The sequence below is a fragment of the Streptomyces sp. NPDC002156 genome, from assembly GCF_053593675.1.
The window spans coordinates 254,722-269,228 of the sequence record NZ_JBSFDA010000001.1 but is presented as its reverse complement, the minus strand read 5'-3'; the positions used below and the strand labels follow the sequence as shown (position 1 = coordinate 269,228).

General features: G+C 70.2%; 16 protein-coding genes. 7 read left to right on the top strand and 9 right to left on the bottom strand.

Translation table 11 applies throughout. The features are described 5' to 3' along the window. Nucleotides 1-10: 10 nt before the first annotated feature. Both ACWCRB_RS01170 and ACWCRB_RS01165 read left to right on the top strand, forming a co-directional pair. Nucleotides 11-1,096 (top strand): S-(hydroxymethyl)mycothiol dehydrogenase, encoded by a 1,086-nt coding sequence (locus ACWCRB_RS01170; protein WP_450993996.1) that lies wholly within the window; start codon nucleotides 11-13, stop codon nucleotides 1,094-1,096. Then, the gene (locus ACWCRB_RS01165; RefSeq protein ID WP_450993995.1) at nucleotides 1,093-1,725 is read left to right on the top strand and encodes an MBL fold metallo-hydrolase; all 633 of its coding nucleotides are present in this window, start codon (nucleotides 1,093-1,095) and stop codon (nucleotides 1,723-1,725) included. The genes ACWCRB_RS01170 and ACWCRB_RS01165 overlap by 4 nt, the downstream gene beginning before the upstream one ends. 42 nt (nucleotides 1,726-1,767) lie before the next feature. Here ACWCRB_RS01165 and ACWCRB_RS01160 read toward each other — a convergent pair whose 3' ends face one another. Continuing rightward, a complete protein-coding gene (locus ACWCRB_RS01160; protein ID WP_450993994.1) occupies nucleotides 1,768-2,262 on the bottom strand; it encodes a MarR family winged helix-turn-helix transcriptional regulator in 495 nt (164 codons plus the stop codon). Between the two features lie 122 nt (nucleotides 2,263-2,384). Between ACWCRB_RS01160 and ACWCRB_RS01155 the strand changes: the two genes are divergently transcribed. Both ACWCRB_RS01155 and ACWCRB_RS01150 read left to right on the top strand, forming a co-directional pair. Further along, complete coding sequence (locus ACWCRB_RS01155) at nucleotides 2,385-3,299, top strand: SDR family NAD(P)-dependent oxidoreductase (protein ID WP_450993993.1); 915 nt, start codon at nucleotides 2,385-2,387, stop codon at nucleotides 3,297-3,299. Continuing rightward, nucleotides 3,292-3,948, top strand: a complete 657-nt coding sequence (locus ACWCRB_RS01150; protein ID WP_450993992.1) for a TetR/AcrR family transcriptional regulator — start codon at nucleotides 3,292-3,294, stop codon at nucleotides 3,946-3,948. The genes ACWCRB_RS01155 and ACWCRB_RS01150 overlap by 8 nt, the downstream gene beginning before the upstream one ends. A 109-nt stretch (nucleotides 3,949-4,057) precedes the next feature. Here the strand turns inward: ACWCRB_RS01150 and ACWCRB_RS01145 are convergent, their stop codons facing one another. The 8 genes from ACWCRB_RS01145 to ACWCRB_RS01110 form a co-directional block, all read right to left on the bottom strand. Further along, the gene (locus tag ACWCRB_RS01145) at nucleotides 4,058-5,008 is read right to left on the bottom strand and encodes a nuclear transport factor 2 family protein (protein WP_450993991.1); all 951 of its coding nucleotides are present in this window, start codon (nucleotides 5,006-5,008) and stop codon (nucleotides 4,058-4,060) included. A 176-nt stretch (nucleotides 5,009-5,184) separates the two neighbouring features. Next, nucleotides 5,185-6,033, bottom strand: a complete 849-nt coding sequence (locus tag ACWCRB_RS01140) for an alpha/beta fold hydrolase (protein ID WP_450993990.1) — start codon at nucleotides 6,031-6,033, stop codon at nucleotides 5,185-5,187. A gap of 313 nt (nucleotides 6,034-6,346) precedes the next feature. Next, nucleotides 6,347-6,793, bottom strand: a complete 447-nt coding sequence (locus tag ACWCRB_RS01135; RefSeq protein ID WP_450993989.1) for a DoxX family membrane protein — start codon at nucleotides 6,791-6,793, stop codon at nucleotides 6,347-6,349. Continuing rightward, the gene (locus ACWCRB_RS01130; RefSeq protein WP_450993988.1) at nucleotides 6,786-7,748 is read right to left on the bottom strand and encodes an alpha/beta hydrolase fold domain-containing protein; all 963 of its coding nucleotides are present in this window, start codon (nucleotides 7,746-7,748) and stop codon (nucleotides 6,786-6,788) included. Before ACWCRB_RS01130 ends, ACWCRB_RS01135 begins: the two co-directional genes overlap by 8 nt. Continuing rightward, on the bottom strand, nucleotides 7,738-8,145 hold the full coding sequence (locus ACWCRB_RS01125) for a metal-sulfur cluster assembly factor (protein ID WP_450993987.1): 408 nt from the start codon (nucleotides 8,143-8,145) through the stop codon (nucleotides 7,738-7,740). The genes ACWCRB_RS01130 and ACWCRB_RS01125 overlap by 11 nt, the downstream gene beginning before the upstream one ends. After that, nucleotides 8,145-9,218 carry an amidohydrolase family protein gene (locus ACWCRB_RS01120; RefSeq protein WP_450993986.1) on the bottom strand — a complete coding sequence of 358 codons (1,074 nt, stop codon included), beginning with the start codon at nucleotides 9,216-9,218 and terminating at the stop codon, nucleotides 8,145-8,147. Before ACWCRB_RS01120 ends, ACWCRB_RS01125 begins: the two co-directional genes overlap by 1 nt. A 39-nt stretch (nucleotides 9,219-9,257) precedes the next feature. Then, nucleotides 9,258-9,680 (bottom strand): GlcG/HbpS family heme-binding protein, encoded by a 423-nt coding sequence (locus ACWCRB_RS01115; RefSeq protein WP_450993985.1) that lies wholly within the window; start codon nucleotides 9,678-9,680, stop codon nucleotides 9,258-9,260. Further along, the gene (locus tag ACWCRB_RS01110) at nucleotides 9,677-11,350 is read right to left on the bottom strand and encodes a GMC family oxidoreductase (RefSeq protein ID WP_450993984.1); all 1,674 of its coding nucleotides are present in this window, start codon (nucleotides 11,348-11,350) and stop codon (nucleotides 9,677-9,679) included. The genes ACWCRB_RS01115 and ACWCRB_RS01110 overlap by 4 nt, the downstream gene beginning before the upstream one ends. Before the next feature lie 458 nt (nucleotides 11,351-11,808). Here ACWCRB_RS01110 and ACWCRB_RS01105 point away from each other — a divergent pair, with 458 nt between their 5' ends. The 3 genes from ACWCRB_RS01105 to ACWCRB_RS01095 are packed head-to-tail and all read left to right on the top strand — an operon-like array spanning nucleotide 11,809 to nucleotide 14,491. Further along, nucleotides 11,809-13,116 (top strand): Rieske 2Fe-2S domain-containing protein, encoded by a 1,308-nt coding sequence (locus tag ACWCRB_RS01105; RefSeq protein ID WP_450993983.1) that lies wholly within the window; start codon nucleotides 11,809-11,811, stop codon nucleotides 13,114-13,116. Next, entirely contained in the window at nucleotides 13,113-14,075 is a 963-nt protein-coding gene (locus tag ACWCRB_RS01100) for a PDR/VanB family oxidoreductase (protein ID WP_450993982.1), read from the top strand. The genes ACWCRB_RS01105 and ACWCRB_RS01100 overlap by 4 nt, the downstream gene beginning before the upstream one ends. After that, nucleotides 14,072-14,491 carry a nuclear transport factor 2 family protein gene (locus tag ACWCRB_RS01095; RefSeq protein ID WP_450993981.1) on the top strand — a complete coding sequence of 140 codons (420 nt, stop codon included), beginning with the start codon at nucleotides 14,072-14,074 and terminating at the stop codon, nucleotides 14,489-14,491. Before ACWCRB_RS01100 ends, ACWCRB_RS01095 begins: the two co-directional genes overlap by 4 nt. Nucleotides 14,492-14,507 lie beyond the last annotated feature (16 nt).

Here is a 14,507-nt window from a genome sequence, read left to right as displayed (position 1 = left end):
GAACCCAGCAATGTCCCAGCAGGTACGAGGTGTTGTCGCGCGGGCCAAGGGCGAGCCGGTCGGCATCGAGACGATCGTGATCCCCGACCCGGGTCCGGGCGAGGCGGTGGTGCGGATCCAGGCGTGCGGGGTCTGCCACACGGATCTCCACTACCGCGAGGGCGGCATCAGCGAGGACTTCCCGTTCCTGCTCGGGCATGAGGCGGCGGGCGTAGTGGAGTCGGTGGGGGAGGGGGTCACGGACGTGGCCCCCGGTGACTTCGTGGTCCTCAACTGGCGTGCCGTGTGCGGGAATTGTCGTGCCTGTCTGCGTGGGCGGCCCTGGTACTGCTTCAACACGCACAACGCCAAGCAGAAGATGACGCTCACCGACGGCACCGAGCTGTCCCCGGCCCTGGGTATCGGTGCCTTCGCCGAGAAGACCCTCGTCGCGGCCGGGCAGTGCACCAAGGTCGACCCGGCCGCCTCGGCCGCTGTCGCCGGGCTGCTGGGGTGTGGCGTGATGGCCGGTATCGGGGCCGCGATCAACACCGGCGACGTGGGGCGTGGTGACACGGTCGCCGTCATCGGCTGTGGGGGCGTGGGTGACGCGGCGGTCGTCGGGGCCAATCTGGCGGGCGCCGCGAGGATCATCGCCGTCGACATCGACGACCGGAAGCTGGCCACCGCCCGCACGCTGGGCGCGACCCACACGGTCAACTCCAAGGAGGCCGACGCCGTCGAGGCGATCCGTGAGCTGACCGGCGGCCACGGCGCCGACGTCGTCATCGAGGCGGTCGGCCGGCCGGAGACGTACAAGCAGGCGTTCTACGCCCGTGACCTCGCGGGCACGGTGGTGCTGGTCGGGGTGCCGACACCCGAGATGAAGCTGGAGCTTCCGCTGATCGACGTCTTCGGGCGCGGTGGCTCGCTGAAGTCCTCCTGGTACGGCGACTGCCTGCCCTCCCGTGACTTCCCCATGCTCATCGACCTCCACCTCCAGGGCCGCCTGGACCTCGACGCGTTCGTCAGCGAGACGATCGCGCTGGACGGGGTCGAGGACGCCTTCGCCCGGATGCACAAGGGCGACGTGCTGCGCTCCGTGGTCATGCTGTGACGGCCGCCCGCGTCGAGCACCTGGTCACGTCCGGCACCTTCAGCCTGGACGGTGGCACCTGGGACGTCGACAACAACGTCTGGATCGTGGGCGACGACGAAGAGGTGATCGTCATCGACGCCGCTCATGACGCCGACGCCATCGTGGCCGCCGTCGGCGACCGGCGGCTCAGGGCCATCGTGTGCACACACGGCCACGACGACCACATAGCTGCCGCGCCCGCCGTCGCCGAAACGACCGGTGCGCCGATTTTCATCCATGTCGACGACCGGCTGTTGTGGAAGCACACCCACCCGGACCGGAACCCCGACGGCTACCTCTCCGACATGCGCCGGATCACCGTGGCCGACATCGAACTGACGGTGCTTCACACCCCTGGCCACACACCGGGGGCGATCTCGCTGCACGCCCCGGCACTGGGCACCGTGTTCACCGGCGACACCTTGTTCGCCGGCGGACCGGGGGCCACGGGACGGTCGTACTCCCACTTCCCGACGATCGTCCGATCCATCCGGGACCGACTGTTGGTGCTGTCCCCGGAGACCGTGGTCCGCACCGGCCACGGCGAGTCGACCACCGTCGGCGCCGAGGCCCCCCATCTCGACGAATGGATCGACCGAGGGTACTGAGAGCGGTTCAGAGAGCGTTCGGCGGGGGCCCTGCGCCTTCCCTCAACACTCGACCGCCCAGGTGCCACCGCCGTTGGGAAGTCCGGCCACGGCCCGGTTGAGCAGGTCGCGCACGGCGTCGCGCTCCTGATCGTCGAGCGCACCGAGCAGCTCGGCCTCGGCTTGAAGCACCTTGCTCTGAAGCTCGGTCCAGCTCTGTGCGCCGAGGGCCGTGGCGACGATCTTGCGCTGGCGTCGGTCGGCAGGGTTCTGCCGACGTTCGACCAGGCCTGCGGCGACGAGATCGTCGAGCAGGTAGGTCATGACGCTGCGATCGATGCCCAGCCAGGTGGCCAGGGCCAGCTGGCTGGGATGGTCGCCGCGGATGACCGCGCCGAGGGTGTGATAGCCGCGGGCTCCGTGCGGGAGACCGGAGAGGATCGGGTCGACCGTGCCCAGATAGGCGCGAGTCAGGGCGAGCAGCGAGACCCCTGTCTCATCTGAGCCGTGGGCACCGGCAACCGGCGCTGCTGAGCTGCTGAGTCCCTTTTCCTGCATGCACGTACTGTACCCAGGCCACAGATCATTTGTTGCGAAGATAGTTGGTGAGACATACGATCTGTGGAGCAGCGCGTGACAGATCGCGGCGTGGCCGGCGAACAGCAGGAAGCGAGAGCGTCATGAAAAGAGACAAGAGTGTGGTCTGGCATCGCCCGGACCCGGCCGGCCTCGACCTCGACGGACTGCACGTCTCGGTCGTCGGCGGCACGGGCGGCATCGGGCGCGCACTGAGCCGCTACATGGCATCGCGTGGCGCACAGGTCCTGGTCGTCGGCCAGACCTTTCGTGACGGAGGTGTCAAAGGCATCGACTTCCTGCGCGCCGATCTGAGCCTCATGAGCGAAGCCCGGCGTGTCGCCGACGAGCTGCCGGCGGAAACGCTCGACCTGGTGGTCTTCACCACCGGCATCCTCGCGGCCCCGAAGCGGCAGGAGACCGCCGAAGGACTCGAGAAGGACATGGCCGTCAGTTACCTGAGCCGATTCGTCATCCTCCATGGCATCGGCGAACGGCTCGGGCAGCAACGCCCGACAGCCACGATGAAGCCCCGGGTCTTCGTCATGGGCGCCCCCGGGCACGGCCAGACGGGAAATGTGCACGACCTCAACGCCGAAAAAACCTACGGCGCCATGAGCACGCACATGAACACCATCGCGGGCAACGAAATGCTCGTCCACGACGCTGCCGAGCACTACCCGCACCTCAACGCCTACGGACTCAACCCGGGTCTGGTCAAGAGCAGCATCCGCAGCAACCTCATGGGGGGTGAGAACAGCCTGCGGTACCGCCTCTCCGAATCGCTCGTCGGGCTGTTCATGCCATCCGCGGAGACCTATGCCGAACGGATGGCGCCGCTGTTCGTCTCCCCGGACCTGGAAGGACACAACGCGGTGATGTTCGACCACAAGGGGAACGCCTTCCTTCCCTCGCCCAAATTCACCAACGACCACATCAACGCGTTCATGACCGCCTCAGGAGCGCTGCTGTCGCGGACGGGGGTCCGCGTCGCCGATCAGGGGACCCCGCATGACTGAGATCGCCGCGAAGGGCCGCGGTCGGATTTCGCCCGCACGTGAGGCCGAGTTGTACGAGGCCGTGCTCAGCCTGCTCAGGGAGGTCGGCTACGACGCTCTCACCGTGGAAGCCGTAGCCGCGCGTACCAGGTTCAGCAAGGCCACGCTCTACCGCCACTGGGGTGGCAAGGCCGAACTGGTGGTGCAGGCTCTCCGGAGCGGCACGCCGTTCCACATCGACGCGATCGACACCGGCTCACTACGGGGTGACCTGCATGCCCTGGTGACCGCGCCAGGGAGTCACCCGCTCCAGCGGAACTCCGACCTGTTGCGAGGTGTGGCGATCGCACTCCAGCACCACCCGGATCTGCGCCAAGTGCTGCGAGAAAAGCGAGCGGCGATCGAGACGGCGACCATCCGGTGTCTGCTCGAGCGTGCCGTGGAGCGAGGGGAGATCCGTCCCGGCAATCCCGCGTTGCCCTACGCGGTACATGTGATGCTCGGTGCGCTCATTTCCCACGGCCTGCTCATTGAGCAGCCGCCGAGCCAGGCCTTCCTTGCCTCGTACATCGATTCCGTGGTCCTGCCTGCTCTTGGGGCCCCATCCGCTGGGGCACCGGCCGGTCGTGACGCAAGCACTCCCACGGTCGGGCCGGCCACCTCGCTCTGACGCCGCCCCGACCGTGTTGCGGTGGCCGGCTCCGTGCTTTCGCGGCTCCATCGTGCCCACGCCATGCTCTCGCCGTGGTGGGCCTTGTCACCGATCGGGAGGCTGCGGCTCAGAACATCGTGTTGTCGTTCGCCGATGTCGCCGGCACGTCCTGCATCACGTCCCAGTGCTCGACGATCTTCCCGTTCTGTACGCGGAAGAGGTCGACGACCGCCTGGCCGCGCTCGCCGGGCGCGCTGATGAAGTTGCTGTGGACGGCTACCAGGTCTCCCTCGGCGACGATCCGCTTGGGAACGACCGTCGACTGCGGGAACTGCTCGAAGTAGGCCCCCAGCGTGGCCTTCAGACCGGCGGGGCCGTCGGGGGTGATCGGGTTGTGCTGGATGTAGTCGGGAGAGTCGTACGTGTCGATGGCGGACAGGTCCTTGCGCACCATGAGCCGGTCGAAGAACGCGGTCACCAGCTTCTTGTTGTACGCGGTGAGCCACCGTGGCCCCAACTGCTGGGTCGAGGGCCGACTGATCATGGAGAACATGTCGTTGCCGTTGGCCGTGGTCGCGGGCACGTCCTGGATGGTGTCCCAGTGCTCGGCGATCTTCCCGCCCCGGAAACGGTAGATGTCGAACTGGGCGCTGCCGCGGTCCTGTGGCGTCACCTGGACGTGCGAGTGCACGATCACCAGGTCGCCCTCGGAGATGACCCGCTTGACGTTGACCTTGGCGTCCGGGAACTGCTGGTGGATGGCGACGCCGAGATTCTTGAACGCCTCGGTGCCGTTGGGGAGCGTCGGGTTGTGCTGGATGTAGTCCGGGAGCACGTAGCGGTCGACGACCTCGGTGTCTCCGCGCTCGAACAGGCCCTTGAGGACCGCGACGGCGACGGACTTCTGGTACGCGAGGCGGGCGCTCTCGTCATGGCTGGAAGCGGCGGGACGGCCGGCCTGGCGTCCGCCGTCGGCCGACGGCGTCGCTGCGGCTGAGGGGATGGCGACGGCGGCGGTGAGGGCGGCGGCCGCGAGGGTGGCGGCGACGGTCCTGCGGACAGGTGTGGTGGCAGTCATGGTGCTCGGATCTCCGATCCTGTCGAGCAGATGAGTAGGAGGTCGATAGTTCAAAATTGAACTCGCGACTGCCACCATGTAAGCAGCTACTTGTTGAAGTTTCAAGCTTCAGTGTGGGAGTTGCGAAGGCCGTGGACCCGGTCGATGCCGAACGGCCGCATGCGCGACCAGGGTGGTCAGCCCAGCTTCGCGACGATGTCGGCCACCGGACCAGGCATCGACAGGAACGGCGAATGCGAGGAGTCGAGCGCCACCACGGAGGTCGGGTTGTCCGGGAAGGCGGCGTCCGCGTCGCGGATGAACTTCTGCTGCAGGGCCGGGCGAACGGCCATGTCCCGAGCGCATGTGACATAGGTGCGGGGCACCGAGCCCCAGCCGTCGCGGGTCAGCGTCGTGGCTTGCAGCGCGATACCGGCCGGGGCGTCGGGAGTGAGCAGCGCGAGGGCGGCGTCTGCGACGGCCGGGTCGACGTCGCCGTAGAACGCCTCCCGCAGCTGCCGCCGATAGGCGAGGTCGTCGGAGGCGAGGTCGAGGCGCAGTGCCCCGATCGCGGCGGGATCGGCCCGGACGGACGGTGCGACCAGCTCGCCCGCGTTCTCCGGCATCTGCACACAGGCGAGGGCCGGTACGTCCGAGGCCGGCATGAAAGCAGTCAGATACACCGCGTGGGCCATCAGCTCGGGCGCCAGTTGCGCTGCCCGATTCAGCACCGTGCCACCCATGCTGTGCGCGACCACCGTGACCGGGCCCCCGCGACCGACCTCCTTGATCTGGGAGACGAGCAGGTCGCCTGCATGGTCGAGGTCCACTCCCGCCACCGGCGACATCTCCGTGGCCAGGGCCTCGGCGTCGAACGGGCGTCTGGTGAGGCACTGCGGTCGCCCGGCACGAAGCCCGTGACCCGCCATGTCCACCGCGACCGCGGGGCGGCCCGTGGCCGCCACACGGGCGATGACCTCACTCCAGCACCAGGACCCGTGCCAGTAGCCGTGCACGAAAATCAGCGGGGTCGAACCAGCAGACATGATCACTCCTTTGTGACGGCCGGCTTGGGAGGTCGGCCGGCATGCGCGTACAGCGCAGGGCCCGCCCGTGCCTTGTGCCGAGAACGGTTGTGGGGGATTCGAACGGATCGGAACCAGCGCGCTCCATACGCATTTCGGCAGGCGGAAGAACAAGTCCCTCGGCCTTCCTTGCCGGACCCGCCAACGGGTGTGGGCTGCCCGCCGGTCAGCGCCCGCTGGGTGAGCGGCAGCGCCACGTCCGCGCCGGCTTCGGTATCGCGACACCGATGGCGGCGACGAGCGACGAGGGGTGTCCGGACACGCTGACGACCGCTTACCCGAAGGTGCGGCGAGACCGTCGTCCGCGGTCGAGGGCGACTGCCAGCAGGCCTCCGGCGAGGGCGAGGTTCTTCAGGAAGTCGCCCTGCTGGCGGACGCGTTGCGGCCCCTCGGGCTGGGTCCAGAAGGGGAAGGCCGCCAGCGTTGTGGGCACCAGCGTGCCGGCCAGCGCCGTCGCGCAGACGGCGGGGGCGAGCCCGGCCGCCAGGCCGGCGCCCGCGACGACATGGACGGCCGCGTTGGCGCGGACCAGCTGGGGGTCGGTGAACCGGTCCAGCACGGGCACTGCGCTTCGGCACCGCTTCAGGAAGCTCCCCGCTCCCTGCGCGGGCCCCTCCGGGTGCCGCCACACATGGCGGCCCCCGGAGACGAAGACGGTGGCCAGGGCGAATCGGGAGAGGACGAGGCCGATGTCGTCGTAGCGCGGTGGGATGTCACGCATTCCAGGGATCCGTTCTCAGATTGCGGTCGAAGAAGCGCTCGATGAGGGAGGGGGTCAGCAGCACCGAGCGGTCGTCGCCCGGGGCATGCGAGGACGACACGGTGGCCGTCATGGGACGCAGCTCCCAGCCTCCCGTGTTGAGGAAGCCGTGGTCGGCGCCGTGGACCAGCAGCAGATGGGACTCGGCGCCCGCCGCCACCAGGGCGTCGTGCAGCCGACGGCTCTGCCGCGGGCCGATGAGCAGGTCCGCGTCGCCGTGCAGCAGGAGCACGGGCGGCGCCCCGGAGTGGACCCGCAGGGCCGGGCTGGCCTCGGCGGCGGTCTCGGGCCGGTCCGCCGGGCGTCCGCCCAGCAGACCCCAGGCCGGATCCGTGGCGTCCACGCCCAGCACCCCGCCCGGCAGGGCGTCCTCGTTCAGGGACAGCAGGTCTGTCGGGGGGTAGCCCGCCACGACGGCTCGTACGCCGCTCGACGCGTCGGCCGTGAGAGCGGCGAGCAGTGCGAGGTGGCCGCCGGCCGAGCTGCCCCACAGGCCGATCGAGGCCGGGTCCAGACCGTGGTGGTCCGCGATGCCGCGTAGATGACGCAGCGCGGCCGTGACGTCGTCCAGCTGGGCGGGCCAGGGGGAGACCTCGGAGGACCGGTACTCGATGTCCGCCATGGCGTAACCGCGTTCGGCGAACAGCCGGGTCAGCCTCGGCCCGTAGCCTCGCCGTTGGTGACGCCAGCCGCCGCCCGCGAGCCACACGATCACTGGTGCGGGGGCCCGTGCGGAGAGCGGCAGGTACAGATCCATCCGGAGTCCGGTCCCGGGGTCGAACTCGATGTCGCGCACCACCCGGACCGGAGTCGCCTCGATCTGCTCGGGAGGCCGCGGCGCCCGGCTGAGCCCCTCCATGAACCGGCCCATGACGTCGGCGTTGTGCGCCCGCACCTGCGCGGTGTCAGTGGTCACCGGACCGCCTCGCCGAGGTCACCGCGGTCAAGGGCAGGAGCCGCGCGCGCCGCTCGGCCCGGTGCTCGGCGAGCCGCTGCCGGTAGTGCGGCGCGAGCATGTCCGGTGTCCACTCCATCTCGGTGTCGAGCGTGACCTCGACACCGGTGACCCCGGGCAGTGCGCCGAGCCGCTCGTGCGCCTCGTTGGAAAAGGCGCCCAGCAGCATGCACGTCGCGTCGGTGAGCCCGAACTTCACGCCGATCCGTCGGCCGCCCGTCCCGTCGTCGCTGATCCGGATGTCGCTGATCAGCCCCATGTCGTCCATACCGGCCGGGACACCGGCGGTGATGCTGCACGGGTCGACGATGGTGTTGAGCACCTCGCGGACCCGGTCCTCGGTGACGTCGCCGCTCATCACGCCACCGCCGCGGACTCGGGCTGGATCCGGCCGCCCCAGGCCGGGGCCAGCTCGTCGGTGTCGAACTCGTCGCCGGCGATCGTGGCCCGCAGCTTGTCCTCGTCGATGCCGTGCAGCCGCAGGAAGTTGCGGCCCAGGATGTCCTTCTTCGCCTCCAGGGTCAGCGGCTCGACACCGCGTTCCTCGATCAGGTCCTGCGGCGTCTCGAAGTTCCAGAACGCCTCGATGATCGGGCGCGGGTGGACCGCGATGACCCCGGTGCCCCAGATGACGCGCTTCGCTCCGCCGGGTACGGCGAGGAAGGCACCCATGGCCTCGGCGAAGCGGCGCGGCGCGGTGCGGGCCAGGGCCGAGGTCACCTCCAGGTTGACCACCACGTTGTGGGCGCACTCCATCAGCATCGCGGTCTCCTCGACGAACGCGAGGCCGCCGTGCACCACCTCGAAGGTCAGGTCGGGGAACGCCGCCGCGGCGCCCTCGATGTCGTCGATGCGCAGGGCGTGGGCCGGGCCGGGGCCGACCGGGAGCGCCTTGTGGATCCCGATCACCTTGATGCCGCGTTCCCTGGCCCGCTCGAACACCGGGTAGCAGACCTCGGGGTCGCTCATGTCCAGGGAGGTGACCCGGCCCTCGACCAGGTCGATCGGGTACAGCTTGAGGGCGTTCACCCGGTGCTCGTCGACCAGTTCGTCGACCCGGTCCACGGCGCCGGGCCGCAGCGGGGAGACCGCGCCGTAGACCAGGACCCGGTCCGGCCACAGCTCGCGCATCCGCAGGCCCGAGGAGAGCGCGGAGCCGCCGTCGCGGAAGTGTCCGTAGATCGGCGTCTCGTGGTAGACGATGACGTCCGACTGGCTCTCGGCGAGGATCGACCGGCCGATCTCCTCGGCGCCCGCGCCGTGCTCCAGGTAGAGCGACTTCTCGACGGCGTACTCGGGCCCGCCCCACTTCGCGTGCAGTTGGTACATGTGCTCGCCGATCGCGCGACCGAAGACCGGGTTGACGCAGTTCTCGGGCAGGAAGTTGTAGTCGTGGGCCACGCCCTCGACGACCAGGGTGTTCTCGATCATGTGCTGCTCCTCCGTCTGATGGTGTTCCGTGTGGCCGGCCTAGGCCAGCAGCTCCGCGATGCTCTTGAGCGCCTCCACCGCGAGGCGGTCGTCGGTCGCGCCGTCCGCCCCGCCGACGCCGATGCCTCCGATGACCTCGCCGTCGTCGACGGTGATCGGCACCCCGCCGGGTACGGGGAGCAACTGGGCGTCGACCAGGTGCACCGGGGCCACGGCCATCGCCGGTGACGCGGCGAAGTCGGCGAACAGGGCGGTCGGCATGCCGGTGACGGCGGCGGTGTAGGCCTTGCGGCGGGCGGTCTCGATGCCGACGGGGCCCACGCCGTCGTCGGCGAGCAGCACCTTGGCGATCCCGGCGCGGTTGACGACGACCGCGCAGACCCGCGCGCCCTCGGCGCGGGCCGCCTCCAGCGCGGCCTGGGCCGCCCCGTACGCGATGGCGTGGGTCAGGGGCTCTCTCATCCCGTGGTCCTCTCTCGCAGCGGGGCGGCGGCGGTGGCACGGGTGGCGACCGGGACCCCGCGGATCAGGTCCGACGCCTTCTCGGCGACGGCGATGACGGTGGCGTTGACGTTGGCGCCGGGCACGCTCGGCAGGACCGAGGCGTCCACCACGCGCAGTCCCTCGACTCCGCGAACGCGCAGGTCGGGGTCGACGACGGCGGTCTCCGAGGCGCCGATGGCGCAGGTGCCGCTGGAGTGGTTGGCGGAGTAGCCGGTGTCCCGCAGATAGCGCTCGAATTCCTGGTCGGTGCGTACGTCGGGGCCCGGGGCGAGTTCCGCCTTGATCATCGGGGCGACCTCGGGGCTGCGCAGGATGGCCAGCGTGGTGCGCACGGTCTCGCGCAGTGCTGCGACGTCCTCCGGCTCGGTGAGCAGGTTGAACGTGATGCGCGGCGCGGCGGCCGGATCGGCGGATGCGAGCCGTACCTCGCCGCGGCTGCGCGGGGTCGCGACGGCGTTGAGGGCCACGCACTGGCGGTCCTTCAGCGGACGGATGCCCGGGAACCACGGGCGGGCGCCGAAGCCGCCACCCAGGATGCCGAGGAACCCGTCGGGCCGGTCCAGGTCGGGCCGGGTGCGGATGTACGCGGAGAGGAACTCCGGCATCTGCGCGAGCGGGCCGTTCCCGGTGAAGTACCAGCGGAGCGCGCCCACCGCCGCACGGTCGGCCCGCAGATGCTCGTGGAAGGTCACCGGATCCTTGACGTCGAACAGCACGGGCGCCGCCGGATGCTCCTGAAGGTTGGCGCCGACGCCGGGAAGATCCGTCACCGTGTCGATGCCGAACTCGCGCAGGTGGTCCGCCGGGCCGATGCCCGAACGCATCAGCAGCTGCGGCGAGTTGTAGACGCCCGCGCAGACCACGACCTCGCGGGCCACCCGGATCGTCCTCTCTCGCCCGCCCTTGAGGACCCGTACGCCGGTGGCCCGGCCGTCCTCCAGCACGAGCCTGTCCACCAGTACCCCGGTGAGCAGGGTGAGGTTCGGCCGACTGCGCAGCGCGGGGCGCAGATACGCGGCGGCGGTGCTGTGCCGTCGGCCGCGCCGGATCGAGTTCTCCATCTGGCCGGCGCCGGTGGGGTCGCCGCTCTGGGTGTCGTCGGGGAACTCGATGCCCAACGAGCGGGCGGCGCTGTCGAGTCGCCGTCCGAAGACGGTCCTGTGGACGTTGGTCGACACGGTGACGGGTCCGTACCCGCCGTGGTGTTCGGTGTCCCCGCGCCAACTGCTCTCCGTGCGGCGGAAGTAGGGCAGCAGGTCGTCCCAGCCCCAGCCGGTCGCACCGGACTTGACCCAGTCGTCGTAGTCGAGGCGATGGGCGCGGACATGGGTCGAGCCGTTGATCGAACCGGTGCCGCCGACCAGCCGGCCGCGCGGGACGGGGATGCGCCTGCCGTTCAGGCCCGGCTCGGGCTCCGACTCGTATCCCCAGCTGATGTCCGTGCGGCCGGACAGCAGGCCGACGCCGAGCGGCAGCCGGACCAGCAGGTCCCGGTCGGCCGGCGGGCCGGCCTCGATCAGCAGCACCCGGGTGCCGGAGTCGGCGGACAGGCGGGCGGCGACGACGCAGCCGGCCGTACCCGCGCCGATGACGACGTAGTCGTACTCGGCGCCGTGCCGGCCACTCATACGGAAGGTCCAGACATCATCGTCTCCTTCGGCGATGGAGCGAACGCGCGGCTGCGGGGATCGGAGGAAGCGCGGGGAAGGCGGTCACTCGCGCGGCGCGTTCTCGATAGGTGATCGCGAGGCGGCAGGACGTCCCTGTGCGGCTCGTCGCCTCGGCGCAGGGGCAACGTAACAGGGCGTTCGACGATCCGACAGAGGTCTGCAAGTAATTCATCAAACGAGGTCAGAGGCATTGACAGTTTTTCATCAGAGCCGTACAACGGCAGAAACGCCATGTTGGCCGCACTGCTCGCCGCGCTTGCCCGAGCCGTGGAGGAAGAGCCGTCGCACGCTCGTGCGGCCGCACCGGGCGACAGCGCGAAGAAGCCTCGACCGCAGGCTCGCCGCAAGCTGTTCGGCCCCTCCCATGGCCTTCGTACACGCGTCCCGCTGCCTCAACGCCGAGGAGATGGTTCAGGATGACCGACACGACCGTGACCGCTGCCGACACGGGAACCGGCTATGGCCGCAAGCCCTCCTCGCACGACGCCCGGCTGACCGAGGTCGGCCCCGGCACGCCGATGGGCGAGGCGCTGCGCCGCTACTGGCAGCCGGTCGCCAGCTCCACCGCACTGACCAGCGACCTTCCGCACCGCACCCGGGTCCTGGGCGAGGACCTGATCGTCTTCCGGGACGGCGAGGGCCGCCCCGGCGTCGTCTTCGAACGGTGCTCGCACCGCGGCAGCAGCCTCTTCTTCGGCCGTATCGAGGAGGACGGCATCCGCTGCTGCTACCACGGCTGGAAGTTCGACGTGCAGGGCCACTGTCTGGACCAGGCGTGCGAGCCCGGCGGCGGCAAGCGCCGCAATCTCGCACGTCAGCCGTGGTATCCGGTGGAGGAGCGGTACGGCCTGGTCTTCGTCTACATGGGCCCGCCCGAGGAGAAGCCCCCGCTGCCGCGCTTCGACAGCCTGGAACCCCTCGGGGAGGGCGAGTCCTACTACACGAGCTGGGCGGTGCCCGGCGCCGAGGTCGTCGGTCTGGATCAGGACTTCAACTGGCTCCAGATATTCGAGAACGCCGTGGACCCCGTGCACGCCGCCTGGCTGCACTCCAACCACAGCGGGTACCAGTTCGCGGGCACCGGCACGACCGGCTTCCCCGAGAGCTACTACGACCACCGCACCGCCGGCGAGCGCACCTCCTACCACCGCACCGAGCACGGCGTGGCGTACGTCTGGCGCTACCAGGACACCAAGGGCCCCGACGGCGCGCTCGTCGACATGGAGTGGTCGGCCCAGTGCATCCTGCCGAACATCCTCGCCCTGCCCGACTTCGTGAAGTCCACTCCCGACGGCCGCAACGACATGCTGCTCTGGATGGTCCCCGTCGACGACACGCACCACCGCCTGGTCTTCTCGATCCGCGCGGCCGGCCCGGAGCGGGTCAACGGCTTCATGTTCGGCATCAAGCAGAACGGCAAGAACGGCTGGGAGCTGACCGAGGAGGAGAAGCAGCGCTTCCCCGGCGACTACGAGGCCCAGCGCTCGCAGGGTGACATCACCCAGCACTCCGAGGAGACCCTGGCCCCGTCCGACAAGGGCGTCGTCATGCTCCGGCGCATGCTGCGCACGATGGTCGACGATGTCGAGGCCGGCCGCACCCCGCTCGGCGTCGAAGCCCCCGGCGACCCGGTCCGCCGAGTGGAAGCCGGCCTCTCCATCAGTTCGAAGCCGGAGAACGACGCCCTGGACGGAGCGGCGGCGCCCACGGCGGTCGGTACGTGACCACCCTCTGGACGGACGTGGTCGTCGTGGCCCGCCACGACACCACGCCCCGCATCGCGGTCTTCGACCTCGCCCGGGCCGACGGCGACGAACTGTGGGAGTACGAGCCCGGCGCCCACATCGACGTACAGGTCGGCGAGGCGGGACCCGTCCGGCAGTACTCCCTGTGCGGACCGCCGGGCATCCGCAAGCAGTACCGGATCGCCGTGCTCAACGAGGCCGCCTCGCGCGGCGGTTCCCGCGCCATGCACGCTCTCGCCGAGGGCGACACGCTCCGCGTCGCCGCGCCCCGGAACCGATTCGGCCTGACGTCCGCGCGCCGTCATCTGCTCCTCGCCGGCGGCATCGGTATCACCCCGCTGCTCTCCATGGCGCAGAGCCTCGACGCCACCGGCGCCGACTACCACCTGCACTACTGCGCTCGCAGCCGCACCGAGGCGGCCTTCGTCCCCGAGCTGGAGAACAACCCGCGCGTCACCCTGCACTTCGACGACGAGGCTCCCGGGCAACGCCTCGATCTGCGGCGCGACGTGGGGGAGCCCGCTGCCGACACCGCGGTCTACGTCTGTGGACCCGGTGGGTTCATGGACTACGCGCTCGGGCGGGCGGCCGAGCTGGGCTGGCCCGCGTCCGCCCTGCACAAGGAGCGCTTCAGCGCCTCACCGACCGCCGCCGGGTCCGACGGGGGAGACGCGGACGGCTTCGCGGTCCGTATCTCCTCGACGGGAGCGGAGTACCCCGTACCCGGGGACCAGAGTGTCCTCGATGTCCTGCTGGCGAACGGATTCGACGCCCCCTACTCGTGCGGCCAGGGCATCTGCGGCGAGTGCATCGTACGAGTGCGCGCAGGTGTCCCCGACCACCGGGACGACGTACTGACCGACGACGAGCGCGCGGAGGGCCTGTTCACCCCGTGCTCGTCGCGATCCCGGACCCCGATCCTGGAGCTGGAACTATGACCATCTCATCCACGGCGGCCACGGTCCGCCCTGCCCCGGCCACGGTCGAGGAGGCCGAGGCTGCCTGGCTCGCCGCGCAGACGCTCCCCGACCCGGAGCCGGCGATCCGCGCCCTGCTGCACCCCGACTGCGTCGTCGTGCACTCGGCGGTGGGCCACATCCATGGTGCGGACGAATGGCTGCGGTACGCGGCACGCCTCGGCCGGACCAGCCAGGTGGTCACCTACGACGTGACCGTCCAGCGACTGGGCACCACGGCCGTGGTCAGCTGTCTGCAGGAGATGCACGTCGCCTTCGTGCCCGACCTGACCCCCTTCGTCATCCAGGCCGCCGTGAGCCGGGTCTGGGTGGCGGCCGATACGGGCGGCTGGCAACTGGCCCACCTCCAGATGGCCCGCCGTCTGCCGCCGGGCTGAGCCGGCAGGGCTCCAG